This is a genomic window from Arthrobacter sp. IK3 (genome assembly GCF_051337705.1).
GTDB classification, from domain to species: domain Bacteria; phylum Actinomycetota; class Actinomycetes; order Actinomycetales; family Micrococcaceae; genus Arthrobacter_B; species Arthrobacter_B koreensis.
The window spans coordinates 113,453-134,058 of record NZ_JBPPSW010000006.1 but is presented as its reverse complement, the minus strand read 5'-3'; the positions used below and the strand labels follow the sequence as shown (position 1 = coordinate 134,058).

20 protein-coding genes are annotated in these 20,606 nt (G+C 66.8%); 13 read left to right on the top strand and 7 right to left on the bottom strand.

What is annotated here, in order from left to right; translation table 11 throughout:
- Positions 1 to 32: 32 nt before the first annotated feature.
- Genes ACSLGO_RS09790 through ACSLGO_RS09775 form a run of 4 tightly spaced genes read right to left on the bottom strand, consistent with a single transcriptional unit; the run spans position 33 to position 3,866 of the window.
- Entirely contained in the window at positions 33 to 1,508 is a 1,476-nt protein-coding gene (locus ACSLGO_RS09790; protein ID WP_091606934.1) for a cation acetate symporter, read from the bottom strand.
- A gap of 18 nt (positions 1,509 to 1,526) precedes the next feature.
- Complete coding sequence (locus tag ACSLGO_RS09785; protein ID WP_152275216.1) at positions 1,527 to 1,904, bottom strand: hypothetical protein; 378 nt, start codon at positions 1,902 to 1,904, stop codon at positions 1,527 to 1,529.
- Positions 1,901 to 2,650 (bottom strand): LytR/AlgR family response regulator transcription factor, encoded by a 750-nt coding sequence (locus tag ACSLGO_RS09780; protein ID WP_436401005.1) that lies wholly within the window; start codon positions 2,648 to 2,650, stop codon positions 1,901 to 1,903. The genes ACSLGO_RS09785 and ACSLGO_RS09780 overlap by 4 nt, the downstream gene beginning before the upstream one ends.
- A 19-nt stretch (positions 2,651 to 2,669) precedes the next feature.
- A complete protein-coding gene (locus ACSLGO_RS09775) occupies positions 2,670 to 3,866 on the bottom strand; it encodes a sensor histidine kinase (RefSeq protein WP_419243404.1) in 1,197 nt (398 codons plus the stop codon).
- Between the two features lie 223 nt (positions 3,867 to 4,089).
- On the opposite strand from ACSLGO_RS09775, the gene ACSLGO_RS09770 reads away from it, so the two are divergent.
- The gene (locus tag ACSLGO_RS09770; protein WP_091606293.1) at positions 4,090 to 4,461 is read left to right on the top strand and encodes a DUF485 domain-containing protein; all 372 of its coding nucleotides are present in this window, start codon (positions 4,090 to 4,092) and stop codon (positions 4,459 to 4,461) included.
- Positions 4,458 to 6,080 carry a solute symporter family protein gene (locus ACSLGO_RS09765; protein ID WP_091606292.1) on the top strand — a complete coding sequence of 541 codons (1,623 nt, stop codon included), beginning with the start codon at positions 4,458 to 4,460 and terminating at the stop codon, positions 6,078 to 6,080. The genes ACSLGO_RS09770 and ACSLGO_RS09765 overlap by 4 nt, the downstream gene beginning before the upstream one ends.
- 357 nt (positions 6,081 to 6,437) lie before the next feature.
- Here ACSLGO_RS09765 and ACSLGO_RS09760 read toward each other — a convergent pair whose 3' ends face one another.
- On the bottom strand, positions 6,438 to 6,911 hold the full coding sequence (locus ACSLGO_RS09760) for an Lrp/AsnC family transcriptional regulator (RefSeq protein ID WP_152275218.1): 474 nt from the start codon (positions 6,909 to 6,911) through the stop codon (positions 6,438 to 6,440).
- Positions 6,912 to 7,079: 168 nt separating this feature from the next.
- Between ACSLGO_RS09760 and pdhA the strand changes: the two genes are divergently transcribed.
- From pdhA to ACSLGO_RS09745, 3 genes are read left to right on the top strand one after another with little or no spacing between them, the layout of a single operon-like run.
- Entirely contained in the window at positions 7,080 to 8,231 is a 1,152-nt protein-coding gene (gene pdhA, locus ACSLGO_RS09755; RefSeq protein ID WP_436401004.1) for a pyruvate dehydrogenase (acetyl-transferring) E1 component subunit alpha, read from the top strand.
- Positions 8,228 to 9,250 (top strand): alpha-ketoacid dehydrogenase subunit beta, encoded by a 1,023-nt coding sequence (locus ACSLGO_RS09750; protein ID WP_091606284.1) that lies wholly within the window; start codon positions 8,228 to 8,230, stop codon positions 9,248 to 9,250. The genes pdhA and ACSLGO_RS09750 overlap by 4 nt, the downstream gene beginning before the upstream one ends.
- Positions 9,247 to 10,704: a dihydrolipoamide acetyltransferase family protein gene (locus ACSLGO_RS09745; protein ID WP_325786578.1), complete on the top strand. Its 1,458-nt coding sequence runs from the start codon at positions 9,247 to 9,249 to the stop codon at positions 10,702 to 10,704. The genes ACSLGO_RS09750 and ACSLGO_RS09745 overlap by 4 nt, the downstream gene beginning before the upstream one ends.
- An 80-nt stretch (positions 10,705 to 10,784) precedes the next feature.
- Here ACSLGO_RS09745 and ACSLGO_RS09740 read toward each other — a convergent pair whose 3' ends face one another.
- Positions 10,785 to 11,252: a GNAT family N-acetyltransferase gene (locus ACSLGO_RS09740; RefSeq protein WP_091606279.1), complete on the bottom strand. Its 468-nt coding sequence runs from the start codon at positions 11,250 to 11,252 to the stop codon at positions 10,785 to 10,787.
- Positions 11,253 to 11,288: 36 nt separating this feature from the next.
- Positions 11,289 to 11,903: a TetR/AcrR family transcriptional regulator gene (locus ACSLGO_RS09735; RefSeq protein WP_091606276.1), complete on the bottom strand. Its 615-nt coding sequence runs from the start codon at positions 11,901 to 11,903 to the stop codon at positions 11,289 to 11,291.
- Positions 11,904 to 12,052: 149 nt separating this feature from the next.
- Here ACSLGO_RS09735 and ACSLGO_RS09730 point away from each other — a divergent pair, with 149 nt between their 5' ends.
- From ACSLGO_RS09730 to ACSLGO_RS09695, 8 genes are all read left to right on the top strand, one after another.
- Complete coding sequence (locus ACSLGO_RS09730) at positions 12,053 to 13,657, top strand: carboxyl transferase domain-containing protein (protein ID WP_436401003.1); 1,605 nt, start codon at positions 12,053 to 12,055, stop codon at positions 13,655 to 13,657.
- 4 nt (positions 13,658 to 13,661) lie between these two features.
- The gene (locus ACSLGO_RS09725; RefSeq protein WP_433123340.1) at positions 13,662 to 15,743 is read left to right on the top strand and encodes a biotin carboxylase N-terminal domain-containing protein; all 2,082 of its coding nucleotides are present in this window, start codon (positions 13,662 to 13,664) and stop codon (positions 15,741 to 15,743) included.
- On the top strand, positions 15,730 to 16,893 hold the full coding sequence (locus tag ACSLGO_RS09720) for an acyl-CoA dehydrogenase family protein (protein WP_377955830.1): 1,164 nt from the start codon (positions 15,730 to 15,732) through the stop codon (positions 16,891 to 16,893). Before ACSLGO_RS09725 ends, ACSLGO_RS09720 begins: the two co-directional genes overlap by 14 nt.
- Before the next feature lie 45 nt (positions 16,894 to 16,938).
- Complete coding sequence (locus ACSLGO_RS09715) at positions 16,939 to 17,730, top strand: CoA transferase subunit A (RefSeq protein ID WP_377955829.1); 792 nt, start codon at positions 16,939 to 16,941, stop codon at positions 17,728 to 17,730.
- A complete protein-coding gene (locus tag ACSLGO_RS09710; protein WP_436401002.1) occupies positions 17,730 to 18,371 on the top strand; it encodes a CoA transferase subunit B in 642 nt (213 codons plus the stop codon). Before ACSLGO_RS09715 ends, ACSLGO_RS09710 begins: the two co-directional genes overlap by 1 nt.
- Positions 18,361 to 18,900: a MaoC family dehydratase gene (locus ACSLGO_RS09705; RefSeq protein WP_325786572.1), complete on the top strand. Its 540-nt coding sequence runs from the start codon at positions 18,361 to 18,363 to the stop codon at positions 18,898 to 18,900. Before ACSLGO_RS09710 ends, ACSLGO_RS09705 begins: the two co-directional genes overlap by 11 nt.
- 243 nt (positions 18,901 to 19,143) lie before the next feature.
- Entirely contained in the window at positions 19,144 to 20,196 is a 1,053-nt protein-coding gene (locus ACSLGO_RS09700; protein WP_386886270.1) for a class I SAM-dependent methyltransferase, read from the top strand.
- A gap of 48 nt (positions 20,197 to 20,244) precedes the next feature.
- Positions 20,245 to 20,538, top strand: a complete 294-nt coding sequence (locus ACSLGO_RS09695; RefSeq protein ID WP_436401001.1) for a hypothetical protein — start codon at positions 20,245 to 20,247, stop codon at positions 20,536 to 20,538.
- Positions 20,539 to 20,606 lie beyond the last annotated feature (68 nt).

Sequence of the window (20,606 nt, the reverse complement as noted above, 5' to 3'; positions counted from 1 at the left end):
AACTGGCCTCTCGGCGTGTGGGCGGGAAGAGATCAGGGGCGCAGGGCGCGCTCGGGAGTGTGCAGCCGGGCCAGGAAGCGTCCGGTCCCGGCCGGAACGGATCCCGGGCCGCGCAGCGAGACCAGCACCGTGACCGCGAAGGCCGCGGGAACCGTCCACGCCGCCGGCTGCTCCAGCCACACCGGGGTGGAGCCGCCGGAGACGGACAGCACGCCGCCGGCAACGATCGCCCCGCCGCAGAGGACCGCACCGGTGAGCATTCCGCAGACCGCACCGGCCGCGGTCAGCCGACGCCACCAGATCCCCAGGAGCAGCAGCGGACACAGCGTCGAGGCCGTGAACGCGAACACCATTCCCACGCTGCCGGCCAGGGCCTGAGTGTTGGTGAGCAGCGCCAGCCCCAGCGGAACCGCCGCCGCCAGCAGCGTTGCCGTGCGGAAGCCGCTGACGCTGCCGCGGAAAAATTCCTGGCTGATCACCCCGGCGAGGGACACGATGAGACCGCTGGACGTGGACAGGAACGCGGCGAAGGCGCCTGCGGTAACGAGCGCTGCCAGCAGGTCCCCGAGGGCACCGTCGAACACCTGTGCCGGCAGCAGCAGGACGGTCGCGTCCGCATTGCCCTCAGCCGCCAGCCCCGGCAGATAGGTGCGGCCCAGGATCCCGTACAGCGTGGGGAAGACGTAGAAGACCGAGAGCAGTCCCAGCACGATCAGCGTGGTGCGACGGGCGGACACTCCGTCAGGGTTCGTATAGAAACGGACCAGCACATGCGGCAGTCCCAGCGTTCCGCACAGCAGCGCGATACTCAGCGAAATGTTGCGGTACACGGAATCCGCGCCGGGGGAGTGCCCGCCAAAATCGAAGGCTGCCCCTCCATTGGTCCAGGACACGCCGTCGGCGCCCAGACGGAACAGGATGAACAGGACCGGCACCGCCAGCGCCACCAGCTTCAGCCAGTACTGGAACGCCTGCACGAAGGTAATGGACCGCATCCCGCCGCTAAGCACGCTCAGGCAGACAATAACGACGACGGCGGCAGATCCCGCCCAGCCCGGCAGTCCGGTGGTCAGGCCGACGGTCAATGCCGCCCCGTGCAGCTGCGGAACAATGTAGAGCCAGCCGACTGCCACCACCAGTAGGCTGGTGACCCGCCTCGCCGGCAGGGAATCAAGCCTGGCGCGGGCGAAGTCGGGCACGGTGTACGCACCCGAGCGTCGCAGGGGGGCGGCTACAAACAGCAGCAGCATCAGGTAGCCGGCGGTGTAGCCGATGGGGAACCAGAGGGCGTCCGCACCGGAGACCAGCACCAGTCCGGCCACGCCGAGGAAACTCGCGGCGGACAGGTACTCCCCGCCAATGGCGGACGCATTCCACCACGGCTTCACCGTGCGGGACGCGACGTAGAAGTCGCCGGTGGTCCGCGAAATGCGCAGGCCGTAGGCGCCGATGAGCAGCGTTGCGGCCGTCACGGCGGCAAGCGCTGCATACCCGACGCCGGGGCTCACCTCCCAGTTCAACGCTTCCTACCCCTCATCCAGCAGGTCCTGGAACCGCTTCTCGTTCCGGTTGGCGCTGCGCACGTAGAGCGCTCCGCTGATGATCACCAGCGGATAGACGCCAAATCCGAGCAGGACCCACGGCACCGGAATGCCGAAAAGCTCCAGCGTGCCCAGGTGCGGATAGGCCGCGAGCAACAGGGGAACGCCGAGCAGGATGAGGCCAAACCCGCCGGCCACCACCAGGGCCAGGCGCAGCTGGGACCGGATCAGCGAGGAGAGGAACACCTCACCGACTTCGGACTGTTCATCCAGTTCCCGGGCCACCGGGAATGCCGGGGGAACGGCGCCGGGACGCGGGGGAGCAGTGACCCGGACGCGCTGCGGACGGTTCTCACCGTTCATGCCGTGGGCCGCACTCTTCCGGAGGCCATCGTGCTGCGCACGGTGGGCAGGTGCCGGCGGCTGACCGGCAGCTCCTCGGAACCAATCCGGATGCTGGCCCGCCCGCCGCTGAGCCGAACCTGGGTGATCTGGCTGCGGGCAACCAGATAAGACCGGTGGATGCGCAGGAACCCGGCATCGGCCCACTGTGCTTCCAGCTCCGCCAGCGGGATCCGAACCAGGTAGCTGGTCTCGGCCGTGTGCAGCCGGGCATAGTCTCCCTGCGCCTGGACGTAGCGGATGTCCTCGCGGCGGATCATGCGCGTAGTGGCGCCCTGGACCACGGTGACCACGTCCCCGGCCTCCGTGCTGTCCGGCCCCGCTCCGGCCAGCGCGTCGCTGATCCGGCGGATGGATTCGGTGAGCCGTTCCTGCCGCACCGGCTTGAGCAGATAGTCCAGCGCGGCGAGGTCGAACGCCGCCAGCGCGTGGTCCTCGTCAGCGGTGACGAAGACGACTGCGGGCGGGCGTTCCTTGCGGGCCAGAGCCCGGGCTATGTCCAGTCCGGAAAGGGCAGGCATATGGATGTCCAGGAACACGGCGTCGACGTCGGCGGTTTCGATGGCGTGGAGGGCCTGGGCCCCGCTTGAGGCACGCAGTACGGTGCCAATGCGTGCGTCCCGGCCCAGCAGGAACGCCAGCTCCTCCACGGCGGGGGCCTCGTCGTCGGCCACCACCACCGTCAGCGGCTTTGCGGATTTCGGCATGGCAGACAGCCTACTTCCTTCACGCCCGGTGGCCCGGCTGCGACTTGGGGATCCGCATGGTGATTAGGGTGCCGGCGCCTTCCGCGGTGTCAATCACCAGGCCGTGGGCATCGCCGTAGACCTGGCGCAGGCGCAGGTCAACATTGCGCAGGCCCACGTGGTCGCCGTCGGCATGGCCGGCCAGCAGCGCCCGCAGCTTCTCCGGATCCATGCCTACGCCGTTGTCCTCCACGGTGATTTCCGCCAGGGCACCGGCGTCCCGGGCGGAAATGGTGATGCGGCCTTCGCCGTCGATCGAGTCCAGTCCGTGCCGCACCGAGTTCTCCACCAGCGGCTGCAGCGACAGGAAGGGGATCACCGTACCGAGGACCTCCGGGCTGATCTGCAGGCTGACCTTGAGCCGTTCACCGAAACGCGCCCGTTCCAGAAGCAGATAGCGGTCGATGGACTGCAGCTCTTCGGCCAGTGTGGTGAAGTCCCCGTGCCGGCGGAAGGAATACCGGGTGAAGTCGGCGAACTCCACCACCAGTTCCCGGGCGCGCTGCGGATCCGTATTGATGTAGGAGGCAATTGCGTTGAGTGAGTTGTAGATGAAGTGCGGGCTGATCTGGGCCCTCAGTGCCTTGACCTCGGCCTCCATGAGCAGGGCACGGTTTGTGTCCAGCTCGGCGAGTTCAAGCTGGGCAGCAACCCAGTCAGCTACGTCATTGGTTGCCCTGATCAACCCGGCGCTGATCGTCGGCGCAAAGACCCCCAGGGTGCCCACGGCCTGCGCGTTGACGCGCAGCGGGCAGATAAGCAGCTCGCCGCCGTCCTGCAGTCCCAGCGCCCGAAGGACGGGGCCACGAAAGACCTTGGTCCGGCCGCTGTCCAGGACTCCGCGGGAGGCGACGAGAATCCTTTCGCGCCGCATGGAGCTGTCTGGCAGGGCGCCTTCCCAGGCCAGGACGGCCGCGGTGTCCGTCATGAGCAGGGTCTCGCACCGGAGCAGCCCGCGCAGGTGCCGGCTGGCCCGGGACGCACCGGCAGGGGTCAGGCCCGCTCGCAGGTGACGGGAGGCGAGCGACGCCGTGTGCAGGGTTGCGTAGGCGGCCCGCTCGGCGTCCGAACCGAGATCGCGCTGGGACCGGCTCAGCCGGTAGCCCAGGGCAGCCACCGCTGCGAGCGTCAGGACGGCAACGGCGCAGACCAGAGCGACTTCGACGGCAGCGGGCATGCGTCCCAGACTACCGACACCGGGGAGGGGCCGGGGGCCAAATCATGCCGTTTGGCGCACGGATTGCTCCGTTCACCGACGCGGGGGCGGGATAAGTGGCACCGGATGCATCCGCATTGGAAAAGTGATCCCCATCACAGCCGGCGTGCTGGCGGCCCGGGTTCCCGATGGACCCGCGGTTCGAATGCCGTACCGCCGCACGTGCCCAACCCAAGGAGGAGAGATGGCTGCACACCAGCCACAATCACACCCCGAAAGCGAGGCGCCGGTCGACTTCCGGGAAGTCCAGCGGTCCCCGCAGTTCCAGGAGCTGCGCAAACGCCAGCGCAGCTTTATCTTTCCCATGGCCGTGGTCTTCCTCGTCTGGTACTTCGCCTACGTGCTGCTCGCTGACTACGCGCACGAGTTCATGTCCACCCCGGTCATCGGCAACATCAACATTGGTCTGATCCTGGGCCTGCTGCAGTTTGTCAGCACCTTCGGCATCACCATGTGGTACGTCAGCTACGCCAACCGGCGCCTCGATCCGATCGCCTCCGAACTGCGCGGCGAGCTGGAGGCCAAGGGCGTGTCCCTTCCCGAGGAGACCAAATGAACACCCTCTACATCCCCGCCGCCGTCTCCGCCGATGCCGTCCGGGAAACCGGCTGGCTGAACATGCTGATCTTCGGCCTGTTCGTGGCCGTAACCCTTGTGGTGGTGCTCCGTGCCAGCCGCAACAACAAGACCGCCGCTGACTATTACGCGGCGGGACGTTCCTTCACCGGACCTCAGAACGGCACCGCCATTGCCGGCGACTACCTGTCCGCAGCGTCCTTCCTTGGCATCGTCGGCGCCATCGCCATCAACGGCTATGACGGCTTCCTGTACTCCATCGGGTTCCTGGTGGCATGGCTGGTAGCGCTGCTGCTGGTAGCCGAAATGCTCCGGAACACCGGCAAGTTCACCATGGCCGACGTTCTGTCCTTCCGGCTCAAGCAGCGTCCCGTCCGCATCGCCGCGGCTATCACGACGCTCGCCGTCTGCTTCTTCTACCTGCTGGCCCAGATGGCCGGCGCCGGCGGACTCGTCTCCCTGCTTATGGGCATTGACTCGCGGATCGGGCAGTCGCTGGTCATCGCGATCGTCGGCGCGCTGATGATCATCTATGTACTCGTCGGCGGCATGAAGGGCACCACGTGGGTGCAGATCATCAAGGCGTGCCTCCTCATTGCCGGCACTGCCGTCATGACTGTCTGGGTCCTGGCCATCAACGGCTTCAACCTCTCCGAACTGCTCGGTTCCGCAGTCGAGATGTCCGGCAACGCCGCGATCCTCGATCCGGGACTGCAGTACGGCAAGTCCGAGACCTCCAAGCTTGACTTCGTCTCCCTGGGCCTGGCACTTGTGCTTGGCACCGCAGCCCTGCCACACGTGCTGATGCGCTTCTACACGGTTCCCACCGCCAAGGAAGCCCGCCGCTCCGTGGTGTGGGCCATCTGGCTGATCGGCCTGTTCTACCTGTTCACCCTGGTCCTCGGCTACGGCGCCGCGGCCCTGATTGAACGGGAGACCATCATCGGCGCTCCGGGCGGCGTCAACTCGGCGGCTCCGCTGCTGGCCTTCGCTCTAGGCGGACCGGTTCTCCTGGGGCTTATCGCCGCCGTCGCCTTCGCCACCATCCTGGCAGTAGTGGCCGGCCTGACGATCACGGCAGCCGCCTCCTTCGCCCACGACATCTACGCCAACGTTGTCCGCAAGGGCAAGGTGGACGCTGACGGCGAGGTGAAGGTTGCCCGCCGGACCGTGCTGGTGATCGGCGTCGTCTCGATCCTGGGCGGCATCGGCGCGCAGGGGCAGAACGTGGCCTTCCTGGTGGCCCTGGCCTTCGCCGTCGCGGCAAGCGCCAACCTGCCCACCATCATCTACTCGCTCTACTGGCGGCGCTTCAACACCCGCGGCGCTGTGTGGAGCATGTACGGCGGCCTGGGTTCGGCCATCCTGCTGATCATCCTCTCGCCGGTTGTCTCCGGTGCCGAGACCTCGATGATCTCCGGAGCGGACTTCGCAATCTTCCCGCTGAACAACCCGGGCATCGTGTCCATACCGCTGGCGTTCTTCCTGGGCTTCCTGGGGACGGTCACCAGCAAGGACGACGAGTCCCCGGAGAAGCAGGCGGAAATGGAAGTCCGCTCGCTCACCGGCGTCGGTGCGGAGAAGGCCGTGGACCACTAGGTCCGGTTCCCCTCCAGCTGAGCCAAAGGACGCCTCCCCACACAGGGGAGGCGTCCTTCCATATGTCTGGCGGCCGGCGCGGCGGAATCTTTGCGGGAGCCGGGATCCTGTGGGGAGATGAGGCTGTTTTGGAGCGGGGCCGGGATCCTGTGTGGAGATCAGGCTGCTATCACCGCCGTATGGGGACGTTATCTCCCCACAGGGTGCGGGGAATGTGCGCTTAGGGACGTTATCTCCCCACACGATCCACGGGACTGGATGCCAGGCGTGTTGCAAGCGGAAACGGTGCGACGCCGCGCGCGGCAGGCCCGCTGGCACGCCGCGCGCGTGCACTCCCTACCGCCCCGACTCGGAACGCTAGCTGCCGGCGGGCCCGCGCTCGAGCAGGGGCGCCACCCGGTAGGGGATGAGCTCGCCCATGGCCAGGGTCGTGTCCGAACGCTCCACACCCGGGACGGACAGGATGGCTTTGTTGACGCGGAAAAGGTCCTCGGCGTCGAGCGCCACAATCCGCAGCAGCAGGTCCGCCGCCCCTGTCAGCCCGTGTGCCTCGATGACCTCAGGGATGGCTGACAGCTCGCCGGTGATCTCAGCCAGGCGCTGCTGCTGGACATGCACGTGCACGAAAGCCATCAGGGGGTAGCCCAGCGCCACCGGGTTGATCCGGCGCTCGAAGGAAAGGAAGGCGCCCTTCTTTTCCATTCCGGAAAGCCTCGCCTGCACCGTGTTCCGGGAGATCCCCAGGCGGGCGGCGAGGGCCACCACGGTCCGGCGGGGATCCGTGGCCATCGCCCGCAGAACGCGGAAGTCGGTGCTGTCCAGAATCTGCATAGTGCGCAACGCTAGCACGGCCCGGGAGCCGGAAGCAGGGCAGTATGCGCAATCCGACGGCACATGGTTGTGCCGCCTGCAAGGTGTGAGTAGGGTCACACCTAACTGGGCAACGGCGCCCGGCATCAGGTTCGGACCCCACCACCCCCGGGGCCCCAACACGGAAGGATGCGCATCAAAGTGTCCCTGCATACCCCGGTAGGACATCCCGAAAACACCGGGATGGAACCCAACGATCCCTACGTCCAGCTCGTCCGCCCCGGCGGCGCACGCGTCGAGGACGCGTTCTATGCCCGCTGGGTCCAGGACGTCGACGCCGAGGCCCTCCGGGGCCTCTACCGGGACATGGTCCTGGTGCGGCGCCTTGATACCGAGGCCACTTCCCTGCAGCGCCAGGGCGAGCTGGGCCTTTGGCCGCCGCTCCTGGGCCAGGAAGCCGCGCAGATCGGCTCGGCCCGGGCGCTGCGCCCTTCCGACTTCGTCTTCAGCAGCTACCGGGAGAACGCCGTGGCCTGGTGCCGCGGTGTCGACTTCGCGGACCTCATGCGAGTCTGGCGCGGAAACGCGGCCGGCGGCTGGGACCCCTATTCCGTCAACATGGCGCCCACGCAGGTGATCATCGGCGCGCAGGCACTGCATGCGGCGGGTTACGCCATGGGCATCGCCCAGGATGGTGCGGACGACGCCGCCATCAGCTACTTCGGTGACGGCGCCACCAGCCAGGGAGACGTCAACGAGGCAATGGTTTTCGCCGCGAGCTTCCAGGCGCCGGTGATTTTCTTCTGCCAGAACAACCAGTGGGCCATCTCCGAGCCGGTAGGGCTGCAGGCCCAGGTGCCGATCGCCAACCGGGCACCGGGATTCGGCATCCCCTCCATCCGCGTTGACGGCAACGACGTCCTCGCCGTCCTGGCAGCCACGCGGGAAGCGCTGGACCGTGCGCGCAGCGGCGGCGGACCCACGTTCATCGAAGCAGTGACCTACAGGATGGGACCGCACACCACTGCGGATGATCCCACCCGCTACCGCGACGCCGCGGAACTGGAGGACTGGCGGCTTAAGGACCCCATCAGCCGGCTGGGAGCCCTGCTGCAGAACGAGGGGCACGCAGACGGGGCATTCCTCGCCTCCGTGGAGGCCGACGCCGATGCGCTCGCTGCCGCACTGCGCGAAGCCTGCCTGACCCTGCCGGACCCCGGCCCCGCGGACGTGTTCGCCCATGTCTACGCCGAACCCAACAGCTGGCTGGACCGACAGCAGGAGCACTACGCGGCTTACCTGGCCATGATGGACGGCGCGGCGGAAGGACAGGCCCGATGAGCAGCATGACCTTTGGCCGTGCCATCACGGCAGGACTGGACGACGCACTTGCGGCGGATCCCAAAGTGGTGCTGATGGGGGAGGACATCGGCAAGCTGGGCGGAGTCTTCCGGATTACCGACGGGCTGCAGGCAAAGTACGGGCCCAAGCGCGTGATGGACACCCCGCTCGCCGAATCCGGAATCATGGGCACCGCCGTCGGGCTGGCCTTCCGCGGTTACCGGCCGGTGGTGGAAATCCAGTTCGACGGATTCATCTACCCGGCGTTCGACCAGATTGTCTCCCAGGTTGCCAAGATGCATTACCGCACCCGCGGCGCGGTGAAACTGCCCCTGACTATCCGTGTGCCGTTTGGCGGCGGGATCGGTTCGCCGGAGCATCACTCGGAGTCGCCGGAGGCCTACTTCACGCACACGTCGGGCCTCCGCGTGGTCAGCGTGTCCAACCCGCAGGACGCCTACACGATGATCCGCCAGGCCGTCGCCTGTGACGACCCGGTGCTCTACTTCGAACCCAAGCGCCGCTACCACACCAAGGGAGAGGTTGAGCAGACACTTGAGGGTGCCCTGCCCCTGGGTGCTGCGCGGGTTGCCGCCGCGGGAACGGACGTCACCCTGGTGACCTACGGGCCCCTGGTCATGACGGCGCTGGATGCCGCCACGGCTGCCGAAGACGAGGGTATCTCGGTGGAGGTGATAGACCTGCGCTCCCTGTCCCCGGTGGACTACCCGGCGGTGGAAGCCTCGGTCCGCAAGACCGGCCGCCTGGTGGTCACCCATGAAGCCGCCCAGTCCGGCGGTCTTGGTGCGGAGCTGGCCGCCAGTATTACTGAGCGCTGTTTCGACTTCCTGGAGCACGCACCGGTGCGGGTCACGGGCTTCGACATTCCCTATCCGCCGGCCCGACTGGAGAAACACCACCTGCCGGATCTGGACCGGATCCTGGACGGCGTGGACCGTGTGATGCGCCGGCCCAACTCCCTGGCGCCGTCGGCTGTCCTGGAAGGAGCCGGACGATGATCCGTGAATTCCGTCTGCCGGACCTCGGTGAAGGGCTCACTGAATCCGAGATCCTGTCCTGGCGGGTTACCGAAGGCCAGAGCGTCACCCTCAACCAGGTCATTGCCGAGGTGGAGACGGCGAAGGCCGTCGTCGAACTGCCGTCCCCGTTCGAGGGTGTGGTGACCCGGCTGCACGAGGCCGAAGGCACGGTTGTTGAAGTGGGGAAGGCGATTATCAGTTTCGACGTTCCGGATGCCGGCGGTGTCCCCGCCCCGGCAGCGCCCGCAGCCGACGCAGCAGCGCAACGCCGCCAGCCAACCCTGGTGGGGTACGGCGCTGAACCTGAGAAGGCCGGACGTCCTGCCCGTCGGGCGCGCCGCGGCTTCGTTAGCCCCGAGCCGGCAGTCCAGCCGGCACGAGCAGTCCAGCCGGCACCGGCAGTCCAGCCGGCACGAGCAGTCCAGCCGGCACCGCCAGCCCGGCCGGCACCGGCCCCGGGCGCAGCGGAACCTCCGGTGCCGGCAGCCGGAGCGGAAAGCGCGGGGACCAACGGAACACCCGCGGTACAGGAACGTCCGCGCTCCACGCCGCCGGTCCGCAAGCTCGCCCGGGATCTCGGAATCGACCTGTCCACGGTGGACGGTACCGGTCCGCAGGGCCGGATCCTGCGCGGCGATGTGGAAGCCGCGATCCTGCGCAGCTCCGCGGAGCCGTCCCGTACCCCGGACCGGTCACAGCCGGTGGTTGCGGATGCTCCGCACCTGGGCCAGGGCAGGGAGGAGCGGATTCCCATTGCGGGCATCCGAAAGCACACCGCAGCGGCCATGGTCTCCAGTGCCTTCACGGCGCCGCATGCCACCGTGTTCCTCACCGTGGACGTCACTGCCTCGATGAACCTGCTGGAGAAGCTGCGCAGCCGCCGGGAATACGACGGCGTCCGGCTCACACCGCTGGTGCTCGCGGCCAAAGCCGTCTGCCTGGCCTTGCGCCGCCATCCGGAACTGAACGCACGCTGGGACGAGGCTGCCCGGGAAATCGTCCGGTACCGCTACGTGAATCTGGGTATCGCGGCAGCCACGCCGAGGGGACTGATGGTTCCCAACATCAAGGACGCCCAGGACCTTGGCCTGAGGGAACTCGCCCTGGCAATTTCGGACCTTGCAGGAACTGCCAGGGAGGGGCGGACGCCGCCGGCGGCGCTGACCGGTGGCACCGTTTCGATCTCCAATGTGGGGGTATTCGGCGTCGATGCCGGTACGCCCATCCTGAACCCGGGCGAAGCCGCCATCCTGGCGCTGGGCGCCGTCCGCAGGCAGCCCTGGGAACACGAAGGCGGCATTGCCCTGCGCCAGGTCACTACGCTCAGCCTGTCCTTCGACCACCGCCTGGTGGACGGAGCCGAAGGGGCGGCCTTCCTGCGCGACATTGGTGATGTCCTGGCGGAACCCGCCATGGTCCTGGCCCTGGACTGAGGATCCGCCCTTAAGCGGCAGCAGGGCCCCTTTCCACCGTCCGCGGATAAGGGGCCCTGCTGCAGTAAGGCTGTGTGCTGCTAGGCGAGCTCAAGTTCCAGCTCGCGGACTACCGCGCCGCGGGCATTGGCGAAGGACTGGGCCTCGCCGATGACCTTGAAGCCGTAGCGTTCAAGGATGCGGATGGAGCTCACGTTGTCTGCGACAGCCCGCGCCCGGATGGGGCGCTCGGGGAACTCTTCGAGGAAGAGGCCCACGGCCGCCGTCGTAATTCCCTGCCCCCAGCGCTCGCGGTCAATCCAGTAGCTGATCTCCGGGATGCTGCCGTCCCGGTAGGCGAGGATGGAGCCCACAACCTCTCCGTCGGCAACGATGGTGCGCACGGTGATGCCCGGGTCGCTGAGGATCTGCTGCCAGTGGAGGTCGAAAACACCCCGGTCCGCAGGATTCTTGGCGGCAAAAGCAGCCATATGGTTGGCGCCCGGGTCCAGCTGATGGGTGAAGAACTCATCAACGTCGCCCGGTTCTACGGCACGAAGCTCAATCACGGCAGGTCTTTCTGCTCGGGGGTTTTTCTTAGCCTACTAGGCATTCAGTGCAGCCCAAGCCATGCGTTCAAGCAGGCCGCGCAGTTTGACCGTCTCACGGGCGGTGGTTTTGCTGTTCAGTGTATGGGAAGTGGAGTTGATCAGTCCGAACACTGCCTGCGCCCGGTGGCGCAGCAGCGCCAGTTCAGCCTTGGGGTGCAGGGCGGAAATGGCGTCCACCCAAACCTCCACGTACTGGCGCTGGAGCTGGCGGACGGTACGCTCGTCCTCTTCGGGCAGGCTGGCCAGGTCACGGTCCTGGACCCGGATGACGTTGGACTGCCGCAGTGCAAAATCCACCTGGAACTCGATCAGTCCGCTCAGGGCGGCTTCGGCGGTGTCAGACTCGGCGACGACGGCGATCCCGCCTTCCAGCAGATCCTTGCTGACTCCGATCAGCAGGGCGGAGAGCAGAGCCGGTTTGCCGCTGAAATGGCGGTAGACAGCCGGTCCGCTGACACCCGCAGCTGCGCCGAGTTCCTCGATGGAGACACCGTTGTAGCCTTTCTCCGCGAACAGCGCGGCTGCAGCGTCCAGCATCGCCGCGCGCCGGGAGGCCTTCGCGGCGCTCCGGCCCGTTACGGTGCGCGGGGTGCTCTTAGTGGAATCCATGCCTGCCTTTCCGCGGTTTTCTGTTGGCAACCCTTCCATTGTGGTGGACACGTCAGTTAATAGCCACTAACCTAATTTGAGTTAGCGGGCATTAACCAACGCCGGTGCTCCGGCGGGCAGTGCCGGAGACGCTCAACCTAAGGAAGTCGATGGAGACCCTTGCCACAGCGCTGGACCCGGCATCTGAGCAGTATGCCGCCAATGAGGCGGCCCAGCGGATGCTGGCCGGGGAGCTGCACAAACGCCTGGCCGAAACCGCGCAGGGCGGACCGGCCCGTTCCCGGGAGAAGCACACTTCCCGGGGCAAGCTCCTTCCGAGGGAAAGGATCGAGGCGCTGCTGGACGACGGCAGTCCATTCCTGGAGATTGCGCCCCTGGCAGCGAACGGCATGTACGGAGGCGAGTGCCCGGCGGCAGGACTGATTGCCGGCATTGGGCTGGTTCACGGACGGCACGTCATGGTGCTTTCGAATGACGCGACGGTCAAGGGCGGAACCTATTACCCCATGACGGTGAAGAAGCACCTGCGTGCCCAGGAGATCGCCCTGGAAAACAGGCTTCCCTGCATTTACCTGGTTGATTCCGGCGGTGCTTTCCTGCCGCTGCAGGATGAGGTGTTCCCCGACCGGGAACACTTCGGCCGCATCTTCTACAACCAGGCACGGATGTCCGCCGCGAAGATCCCGCAGATCGCAGCCGTCCTGGGGTCCTGCACCGCCGGCGGCGCCTATGTACCGGCCATGAGCGACGAAACCGTGATTGTGCGCAATCAGGGCACCATCTTCCTGGGTGGGCCGCCGCTGGTGAAAGCGGCCATCGGGGAGGTGGTGACGGCGGAGGAGCTGGGCGGCGGCGAGCTGCATTCGCGCACCTCCGGAGTAACCGACCACCTGGCCGAGAACGATGCCCATGCACTTGAAATTGTCCGGGACATCGCCGAGACGTTCCCCGAACCGCTGCGTGCCTGGCAGCCTGTCCCGGCCGTGGAACCGGAAGCGGATCCCGGGGAACTGTACGCGGCCGTTCCGGCAGACCTGCAGAGCCCGTATGACGTGCGGGAGGTTATTGCCCGGATCACCGACGGAAGCGAATTCCACGAATTCAAAAAGGAGTACGGCAGCACCCTGGTCACCGGCTTCGCCCGGCTGCACGGCCACCGCGTGGGAATTGTGGCCAACAACGGTGTGCTGTTCAGCGAATCCGCACAAAAGGGGGCGCACTTCATCGAACTGTGCGACCAGCGCGGCATTCCGCTGATCTTCCTCCAGAACATCTCCGGCTTCATGGTGGGCCGCGACTACGAAGCCGGCGGAATCGCCCGGCACGGCGCCAAAATGGTCACCGCCGTGGCCACCTGCCGGGTCCCGAAACTGACCGTGGTAATCGGCGGTTCCTTCGGCGCAGGAAACTACTCCATGTGCGGCCGGGCGTACTCGCCGCGCTTCCTCTGGATGTGGCCTGCCGCGCGGATCTCCGTGATGGGCGGAAACCAGGCCGCTGCCGTGCTGGCAACGGTCCGCCGGGACGGACTCGAGGCCCGCGGCGAAGAGTGGAGCGTCGAGGAGGAGGAATCCTTCCGCGAACCCATCCGCCAGGACTATGAGGCGCAGGGCAGCCCCTACTACTCGACCGCACGCCTGTGGGACGACGGGATCATAGATCCGCAGGACACCCGCACCGTGCTGGGTCTGGCCCTGGACGTCTGCGCCAACGCACCGCTTCCCGAAACTTCCTTCGGCCTCTTCCGGATGTGAGCACATGAGATTTACGACTGTTCTGGTAGCCAACCGCGGAGAAATAGCCTGCCGGGTCATCCGCACGCTCAGGAAGCTGGGACTGCGCAGCGTTGCCGTCTACAGCGACGCCGACGCCGGTGCCCGCCACGTGCGCGAGGCGGACACCGCAGTGCGCCTCGGCCCGGCGGACCCGCGCAGCAGCTATCTCAATGCCCAGGCGGTGCTCGCCGCCTGCCGCCTCTCAGGCGCGGAGGCCGTGCACCCGGGTTACGGGTTCCTCAGCGAAAACGCCTCCTTTGCCCGGCTGCTCGCTGAAAACGGCATCACCTTTATTGGCCCCGGCATCAAGGCGCTGGAGCTGATGGGGGACAAGATCCAGTCCAAGAACCATGTGGCCGGGTACGGCGTACCTGTCATCCCCGGGATCGCCGAGCCCGGACTGGGCGACGGGGAGCTGAGCGCTGCTGCGGCCGGAGTGGGCTATCCGCTGCTGATCAAGCCGTCGGCAGGGGGCGGCGGCAAGGGCATGCACGCGGTCACCGATCCTGCGGACCTGCCCGCCGCGCTCGCCTCGGCCCGGCGCGTGGCTGCAGCGGCATTCGGGGATGACACCCTGTTCCTGGAGCGCCTTGTTTCCGCCCCCCGGCACATTGAAGTGCAGGTCCTGGCCGATACGCACGGGAACGTGATCCACCTGGGTGAGCGTGAATGCTCCCTGCAGCGCCGGCACCAGAAAGTGATCGAGGAAGCTCCCTCGGTACTGCTCGACGCCGCCACCCGCGAACGCATCGGGGCGGCGGCCTGCGAGGCGGCACGGTCCGTTGACTACACCGGGGCGGGAACCGTTGAGTTCCTGGTCTCCGGAGAGGCTCCGGACGAGTTCTTCTTCATGGAGATGAACACCCGGCTGCAGGTGGAGCACCCCGTCACCGAGATGGTCACCGGAATAGACCTGGTGGAATGGCAGGTCCGCATTGCGGCCGGAGAGCGGCTGGACATAAGCCAGGGACAGGTCCGGCTTGAAGGGCACGCAATAGAGGCAAGGGTCTACGCAGAGGATCCGGCGGCCGGGTTCCTTCCCACCGCCGGACGGGTCGAAATGCTCCGGGAGGCCGGCGGCGATGGCATCCGCACCGATTCGGGACTGCTTACCGGACAGGACGTCTCTTCCAGCTATGATCCGATGCTCGCTAAGGTCATCGCCTGGGGTGCAGACCGGCAGCAGGCGCTCCGGCGGCTGGACACCGCCCTGGCCCAGACCGTGATCCTGGGAATCGGAACCAACACCGAGTACCTCCGCCTGCTGCTTGCGGACCCGGCCGTGCAGGCCGGGGAGCTGGATACCACGCTGATTGAGCGGCGCCTCCCCGAACTGGCGTTCCAGCATCCCGGAATGCCCGAACTTGCAGCTGCCGCGCTGCTCCGGCTCGCGGTCCTGCAGGGCAGGATCCCCGGGCCCGGCGGCCGTGGGGAGCCTAACCCGCCGTCTGCATGGAGCCGGGCAGACGGATGGCGGATCGGCCGAAGGCACCCGCTGGCGATGACCGTCCAAGCCGCCGGCACGACCCGCGTCGTCGAGGTACTCGGCGGCCCGGAGAACGCGGAGATCAGCATCGACGGACAGCCGGCAGTCCGGGCCGGAATTGACCTGGACGGAACCGGCCTGCGGCTGGTGCTGGACGGCGTCGTGCATTCGATGCTGTACGCCTTTTCCCGCGGGCCCGGCGGAACGCCGCTGCTCTGGACCAGCCGGGACGGCTACACCGCAGCGATGGAGCTGCCCGGCCGCCGCGAAATCCTGCGGGCCGAGCTGGCAGCCGCGGGCAGGAGCGAAGGCGCAGCGGACCCCGTGCTGCGCTCGCCGATGCCCGGCACCGTGGTCACCGTGGCCGCCGCGAACGGGGACACGGTTGAAGCCGGCCAGACACTGCTCGCGGTGGAAGCCATGAAGATGGAGCACCAGCTCAGCGCCCCGGTGGCCGGACGCGTATCAATCACCCTCCGGCCGGGGGATCTGGTCAAGGCCGGGCAGGTGCTGGCCACAGTCGTTCCTCCGGAAGATCCCGGAACCACAACCCAAGGAGCAGGCGATGCCGAGCTTTGAACTCAGTGAAGAACACCAGGTCCTCTCGGACACCGTCCGGGAGTTCGCCGAGGAAGTCGTTGCGCCGGTAGCCGCCCAGCACGACGCCGAACACTCCTTCCCGTACAAGGTGGTGGAGCAGATGGCGGAGATGGGATTGTTCGGCCTGCCCTTCCCGGAGGAGTACGGCGGCATGGGCGGGGACTACTTCGCCCTGGCCCTTGCACTGGAGCAGCTGGCCCGCGTTGACCAGTCAGTAGCCATCACCCTGGAGGCCGGTGTCTCCCTCGGCGCCATGCCCATCTACCGGTTCGGTACCGAGGAGCAGAAGCAGCGGTGGCTGCCGCCCCTCGCCTCGGGCACCGCGCTCGCCGGATTCGGGCTGACCGAAAGCGAAGCAGGCTCCGACGCAGGCGGAACCAAGACCACCGCCCGTCTGGAGGACGGCCAGTGGGTGATCAACGGCAGCAAGGAATTCATCACCAATTCCGGCACGGACATCACCTCGCTGGTGACGGTGACGGCCGTAACCGGGACTACCGAAAACCCGGACGGTTCGGTGCGCAAGCACATCTCCACCATCATCGTTCCCTCCGGCACTCCCGGTTTTACCGTGGAGAAGGCCTACAACAAGGTGGGCTGGAACGCGTCGGATACCCATCCGCTCGCGCTCGCGGACGTACGGGTTCCGCAGGAGAACCTGCTGGGCGCTGAGGGCCGGGGCTTCGCGAACTTCCTGCAGATCCTGGACGAAGGCCGGATCGCGATTGCCGCCCTGGCCACCGGTGCGGCGCAGGGCTGCGTGGACGAGGCCCTGCGCTACGCCAACGAGCGCACGGCCTTCGGGACCACGATTGGGAGCAACCAGTCCATCTCCTTCAAGATTGCCCGCATGCAGACCCGCGCCCATAACGCCCGGCTGGCCTATTACGACGCCGCTGCCCGGATGCTGGCCGGCAAACCGTTCAAGACACAGGCCGCCATGGCCAAGCTCGTGGCCGGAGAAGCGGCAATGGACAACGCAAGGGATGCAACCCAGGTGTTTGGCGGCTACGGTTTCATCAACGAATTCCCGGTGGCACGGCATTACCGGGACTCGAAGATCCTTGAAATCGGGGAAGGCACCACCGAAGTCCAGCTCATGCTCATTGCCCGGGAACTGGGACTGTAGGGCCGGAACGGGTTAGTCAACGGCGATTAACGAACGGACACCACCATGATCGACAAGACAGTGGCCACGGCGGAAGAAGCCGTGGCAGACATCCCCAGCGGTGCATCGCTGGCCGTAGGCGGGTTTGGGCTCTGCGGAATCCCGGAGGTCCTGATCTCCGCCCTTCATGCGCAGGGGGCGGACGAACTCGAGACGGTCTCCAACAACTGCGGCGTGGATGACTGGGGGCTGGGCCTGCTGCTGGCCGACCACCGGATTCGCCGCACCGTCAGCTCCTACGTGGGGGAGAACAAGGAGTTCGCCCGGCAGTTCCTGGCCGGTGAACTCGAGGTGGTGCTCACCCCGCAGGGAACCCTGGCCGAAAAGCTGCGCGCCGGCGGCGCAGGCATTCCTGCCTTCTATACGGCGGCGGGCGTGGGAACGCAGGTCAGCGAAGGCGGGCTGCCGCAAAAGTACGACGCCGGGGGCCAGGTGGCGCAGGCATCGGAGCCCAAGGAAGTGCGCAGCTTCGGGGGACGGGAGTACGTGCTGGAGGAGGCCTTGACCCCGGATTACGCCCTGGTCCACGCGTGGAAGGGCGACCGCCACGGAAACCTTGTGTTCCATGCCTCCGCCATGAACTTCAATCCGCTCTGCGCCATGGCCGGAGGGATCACCATTGCCGAGGTGGAAGAGCTGGTGGAGCCCGGCGAACTTGACCCGGGGGAAGTCCATGTTCCGGGTATCTTCGTCCAGCGGGTAGTGCTGGCCGGGCCGGGAGAGAAGCGCATCGAGAAGCGGACGGTCGCATCAGCATCAGCCAGCGCCCGGGACAACGGCACCAAGGAGGCAAACTAATGGCACTCACCCGCAATGAGCTGGCCGCCCGCGTGGCGCAGGAGCTTGAAAACGGCCAGTACGTGAACCTCGGCATCGGCATGCCCACCCTGATCCCCAACTTCATCCCCGACGGCGTGGAGGTGGTGCTGCACTCGGAAAACGGAATCCTCGGCGTCGGGCCCTACCCGCAGGAAGCAGCCCTGGACCCGGACCTGATCAACGCAGGCAAGGAAACCGTCACGGTGAACAGGGGAGCGGCTTTCTTCGACTCCGCGCTGTCCTTCGGCATGATCCGCGGCGGCCACGTGGACGTGGCGGTTCTTGGTGCCATGGAAGTTGCCGCCAATGGGGACCTGGCCAACTGGATGATCCCGGGAAAGATGGTCAAGGGCATGGGTGGAGCCATGGACCTGGTGTTTGGCGCCAGACGCGTGATCGTCATGATGGAGCACGTTGACCGCGCCGGCAGGCCCAAGATTGTCTCTGAGTGTTCCCTGCCGCTGACCGGACGCGGCTGCGTGGACCTGGTCGTCACGGACCTCGCAGTCATCGAGGTTGGCCCGGAAGGGCTGATCCTACGCGAAACTGCCCCCGGCGTCTCGATCGAGGACGTGGTTGCCGCCACCGGAGCGCCGCTGGAGGTGGCCCTTGGCGTCTGAGCGGGCCGGCGGAGCCGCTGGCCCAGACGCGGCCCAGGGGAAGCTGGTAGTGCAGCGCGGACTGTTCTTCGATGAACTTGAGCCCGGCACTGTGTATGCGCACCGTCCAGGCCGCACGCTGACCGAGGCGGACAACGTCCTTTTCAGCACCCTGACCATGAACACCCAGCCGCTGCACCTGGACGCCGCCTACAGCGCGGGCCAGCCCTATGGGCAGCGCCTGGTCAACTCAATGCTGACCCTGGCCGTCATGGTGGGGCAATCGGTCAGCCAGCTCACGCAGGGAACACTCGTGGCGCAGCTGGGCCTGACGGACATCGCCTTTCCGCATCCGCTCTTCCACGCAGACACCCTGTATTCACAGACCCGCGTAGCGGCGAAGCGGCTCTCCGGATCCCGGCCGGGACAGGGCATCGTGACGCTGGAACACACCGGACACAACCAGGACGGAACCGTGGTGGCGACATTCACCCGAACGGCACTGATGTGGACCTCCGACGGCTTCCCGCAGGCCGGTAACGCCGGGTAACCGGGTGGATGGGGCCCCAGTGCTCCGGCTACCGTTGAATCCCTCTGCCCGGCCGTGGTCCTCGTACGTTCGCGGTTTCGCAGGACATAAAAGAACACTTTCGGCTCGGGCCGCACCGAAAACGCACGCTGTGAAAACTCTCTGTTACGCGGATGTAAATTAACACCGATTCGCACTGTCTCGCCAAATGTGGGCATTAGATTCCTACATATCGAGAATTCAGTGGCAGAGAGGCAGCGTGCAATGCAGATTCCTTTGACTCAGTCATCCCGGGCAGGACTCGAATTCCTGGGGGCTACCCAGTCCTACGCCGGGGGTGTGCTGCAGACCCGCGCTGCTGCTGAATACCGGGAAGCCGAGCCGAATCCGCCGGTGCCGATCCTGGAGCGCAAGGCTTCCGTTGAGCACCACCTCGCTGACAGTGCGGCCTGGGCTTTCGACCGGTTCCTGACCCGCTGGGTCGCGGAGGAGGCATATGTCAAAGCGCTGCCTGCTGCGGAGAGCGCCAGGGAGGAGATCACCGGCTGGGTCGAGTCACGGACCCCTGCCGGCACGCTCACCCTGAACCCCGGCTTCGAGGCCCCGGAATACTGGGAAAACGGGTTCCACCTGGCCCCGGGCGGCTGGGACGGCCACGAGCTGATGGGCCCGGCCATCCACGAACTGGTCTTCGGCTACATTCTCCGCCCCGGAGGCGTCGGCGCCGTCCGGCATGACGAGAACCTCAACGACCAGCGGCACGTCAGTGCGCGTTGTGCGCCAAGGGATCGCTACGAGTGGATTGTTGAACTGGGCGCCGGCACCGGGCGCTTCACCACGGCGCTTGCCCGCACCTACCCCGACGCGCGAATCACCGCCGTCGAGCTCTCCGCCAGCTCCCTCAAGTACGCCCATGCCCTCTCTTCCGATGCCGGGCTGGCCGTGGACTGGTACCAGGCACCGGCGGAGGAAACCCGTCTCGAATCAGGTGCAGCGGACCTGGTGACCGCGTACACCCTGATGCACGAGGTTCCCACTGCAGCGAACCAGCAGATCCTGCATGAGGCGTTCCGCCTGCTGGCGCCGGGCGGGGACCTGATGATCTGCGAAGTCGCCCCGTATGAGGAACACGATGCCTTCCGCGCCGTGATCCTCGACTGGGAGACGGAGAACCGCGGCGAACCCTACTGGCGGGACGCCCTGACCATGGACCTGCCAGGCATGCTGCGCATGGCCGGCTTCACTGGCATTCGGTCCTTCGGCGCCACCGAACGCAAATACCCCTGGATCACGCTGGCCAGCAAACCGCAGGCCTGACAACGAACGCACCGCTTGACGCACCAACTACTGCAAAGGACACCCAACATGGCCGGTGGCGATGTACCCAACCGCCCCACCTATCTGGGCGACAGCCGCCTCGACGACGTCGCCCGCATGGTTTTCGAACTCACCAGCGAACTCTGGATCCTCCAGGACCGCGTGCTGGTCCTGGAAGACCAGCTGCAGCGCTCCGGCGCGCTGGCTGCCGGAGCAGTCGACGCCGCCGTTCCCGACGAGGAACTGGCCGAACGGCTCGGCGCCGAACGCCGCCGCCTTGCCGCCCGGGTCTACGGCGCCGTGCTGGGCTCCGATGAGCGGGTCTCCGCAGCCCTGAGCTAAAGCAGCCAGGGCGCCGCCCAACCGCCTTTCCCGTCTTTACCCTCCCTGCCCTGCCATTCCCTGCCCAA

Bases quoted from the DNA above. Each gene is read 5' to 3' on its own strand.
- ACSLGO_RS09770 (WP_091606293.1), top strand. From the start codon at position 4,090: ATGGCTGCACACCAGCCACAATCACACCCCGAAAGCGAGGCGCCGGTC.
- ACSLGO_RS09735 (WP_091606276.1), bottom strand. From the start codon at position 11,903: ATGGATTCCACTAAGAGCACCCCGCGCACCGTAACGGGCCGGAGCGCC.
- ACSLGO_RS09700 (WP_386886270.1), top strand. From the start codon at position 19,144: ATGCAGATTCCTTTGACTCAGTCATCCCGGGCAGGACTCGAATTCCTG.
- ACSLGO_RS09785 (WP_152275216.1), bottom strand. From the start codon at position 1,904: ATGAACGGTGAGAACCGTCCGCAGCGCGTCCGGGTCACTGCTCCCCCG.
- pdhA (WP_436401004.1), top strand. From the start codon at position 7,080: ATGCGCATCAAAGTGTCCCTGCATACCCCGGTAGGACATCCCGAAAAC.
- ACSLGO_RS09695 (WP_436401001.1), top strand. From the start codon at position 20,245: ATGGCCGGTGGCGATGTACCCAACCGCCCCACCTATCTGGGCGACAGC.
- ACSLGO_RS09765 (WP_091606292.1), top strand. From the start codon at position 4,458: ATGAACACCCTCTACATCCCCGCCGCCGTCTCCGCCGATGCCGTCCGG.
- ACSLGO_RS09760 (WP_152275218.1), bottom strand. From the start codon at position 6,911: ATGCAGATTCTGGACAGCACCGACTTCCGCGTTCTGCGGGCGATGGCC.
- ACSLGO_RS09775 (WP_419243404.1), bottom strand. From the start codon at position 3,866: ATGCCCGCTGCCGTCGAAGTCGCTCTGGTCTGCGCCGTTGCCGTCCTG.
- ACSLGO_RS09750 (WP_091606284.1), top strand. From the start codon at position 8,228: ATGAGCAGCATGACCTTTGGCCGTGCCATCACGGCAGGACTGGACGAC.
- ACSLGO_RS09745 (WP_325786578.1), top strand. From the start codon at position 9,247: ATGATCCGTGAATTCCGTCTGCCGGACCTCGGTGAAGGGCTCACTGAA.
- ACSLGO_RS09710 (WP_436401002.1), top strand. From the start codon at position 17,730: ATGGCACTCACCCGCAATGAGCTGGCCGCCCGCGTGGCGCAGGAGCTT.
- ACSLGO_RS09780 (WP_436401005.1), bottom strand. From the start codon at position 2,650: ATGCCGAAATCCGCAAAGCCGCTGACGGTGGTGGTGGCCGACGACGAG.
- ACSLGO_RS09715 (WP_377955829.1), top strand. From the start codon at position 16,939: ATGATCGACAAGACAGTGGCCACGGCGGAAGAAGCCGTGGCAGACATC.
- ACSLGO_RS09730 (WP_436401003.1), top strand. From the start codon at position 12,053: ATGGAGACCCTTGCCACAGCGCTGGACCCGGCATCTGAGCAGTATGCC.
- ACSLGO_RS09720 (WP_377955830.1), top strand. From the start codon at position 15,730: ATGCCGAGCTTTGAACTCAGTGAAGAACACCAGGTCCTCTCGGACACC.
- ACSLGO_RS09725 (WP_433123340.1), top strand. From the start codon at position 13,662: ATGAGATTTACGACTGTTCTGGTAGCCAACCGCGGAGAAATAGCCTGC.